Genomic DNA, 1,689 nt, shown 5'->3' on the forward strand with positions numbered 1-1,689 from the left:
TCAACCAACTCCGGCGTCACCCACTCGGTGAGCACCCCCAGCCGCACATCATCGGACAACCCCACCCACGGATGCATGACCTGCCCAACGACCGCACCACCGACCCGTCACGGGCACTGCTTGACTACCTCAAACAACGGCATTGGCCCGGCACATCGAAGTGGAACAAGATCGAGCACAGACTGTTCTCGCACATCACCATGAACTGGCGAGGCAGACCGCTGACCAGCCACGAAGTCATGATCCAAACCATCGCCGCAACCACCAGCCGCACCGGCCTCACCGTGCATGCCGAACTCGACAGCGGCGAGTACCCCACCGGCATCCGCATCAGCGACGACGAGATCGCCGCCCTGCCCATCGCCCGTCATCGCTTCCACGGCGACTGGAACTACACAGCCGATGGACGTGGCGACGACCGGCAGCACACCGGACGAGGTCCTGGCGGACCGACCGGCCCGCCTCACGCGGCATTCACTCCAGGACCCACAACTGACCGGGATGACCCGCCGGCAACTCAGCGAACTCATTGACACGTTGATTCCAGAGATGGAGGTTCAGCGGGAGCAAGTACTCCGCACGCGCCGAGGCCACGAGCGCCTGGCTGCCCCTGGCGCAGGCGCCAAAGCCAAGCTCACCTCAGCCGACCGGGTCCTGGCCACCGTGCTCCACCTGCGAAAACTCGCGCCCATGGGCCTCCTGGGCCAGCTCTTCGACACCACCGCCATGACCATCAGCCGCGCAGCGAAAGACGTCCGCCCGCTCCTGGAAGCCCATGGTGTTCACCTCCCCGCCTCAACAGCCCGTTTCCACACACGGGAAGACGTCGCCAGGTTCCTCGACCCCGACAAAACCAAGATCAAACCGACGTGTTGATTCCCGGCAAGCCCTAAGGGGGACGGGTACCGGGCCCTGCTGTCCGCAGACGCGGGCCGGGTCGTTCTGCGCTCGCGACGGGCACCGACATGACGCCCACGTTCCCGGAGATCGTAGCTGGGGCAGCCCAGTTGCCGGACGCGACCGCGCTGGACGGGGAGCTGGCGGTGTGGGAGGAAGGGCGGTCCGCCTTTGAACACTTCCAGGGCCGCCTGCAGCGCCTCGACGCAGGCGCGGACCGGCTCGCCCGGCAGTGGCCAGCACACTTCGCCGCCTTCGATCTGCTGCGTCTGGCAGGCACCGACACCACCAGGTGGCCCTACCGCAGACGCAGGGCTGCCCTTGAACGGCTGTTCACCGACCAGGAACTGACGTGGCCGTGGGCACTGTCCCCGTTGACCACCGACCCGGCCACCGCCCGCGAGTGGCTGACCTGGACCGCGGCCGGCCTTGAAGGCCTCGTCTTCAAACGGCTCGACGATCCCTACCGCGGGTCGGTGCGCGGCCGGCACAAGTACAAGGTCCTCCAGACACAACGCGATCGTCGGGGCGGTCACCGGATCGCTTACCGCTGACCGGACCCTGCTGCTGGGCCTCTACGACGAGGCCGGGCGCCTGCAGTACACCGGCCGCACCAGAGCGCTGCCCCAGGCGGCCGGCCGTGCCCCCGCCGGGCTTCTTTCATCTGAACCGCCCCGGGTTCGGTAGAGATCTCAGATTGTGGTTCTGGCCTGGGGTTTCGTGGATTCCATGTAGTGGTTGGCCTCGTACTCGACGGGCGGAACGTGGCCTATCTCACCGTGGAGCCTGCGG

Annotated in this window: 2 protein-coding genes and 1 pseudogene; all 3 read left to right on the forward strand. The window is 66.9% G+C overall.

What is annotated here, in order from left to right; translation table 11 throughout:
• Positions 1 to 533: ISAzo13-like element transposase-related protein (locus tag C1I97_RS43145; RefSeq protein ID WP_441349196.1), on the forward strand; the 533-nt coding region annotated here is incomplete at its 5' end.
• Positions 484 to 876: pseudogene (locus tag C1I97_RS43150) on the forward strand (ISAzo13 family transposase); the annotation flags it as partial. The gene C1I97_RS43145 and the pseudogene C1I97_RS43150, both read left to right, overlap by 50 nt.
• Positions 877 to 965: 89 nt before the next feature.
• On the forward strand, positions 966 to 1,451 hold the full coding sequence (locus C1I97_RS36740) for an ATP-dependent DNA ligase (protein WP_258382924.1): 486 nt from the start codon (positions 966 to 968) through the stop codon (positions 1,449 to 1,451).
• Positions 1,452 to 1,689: the final 238 nt, after the last annotated feature.

Origin of the sequence: Streptomyces sp. NTH33, assembly GCF_003236365.1 — a bacterium.
Classification (GTDB): domain Bacteria; phylum Actinomycetota; class Actinomycetes; order Streptomycetales; family Streptomycetaceae; genus Streptomyces.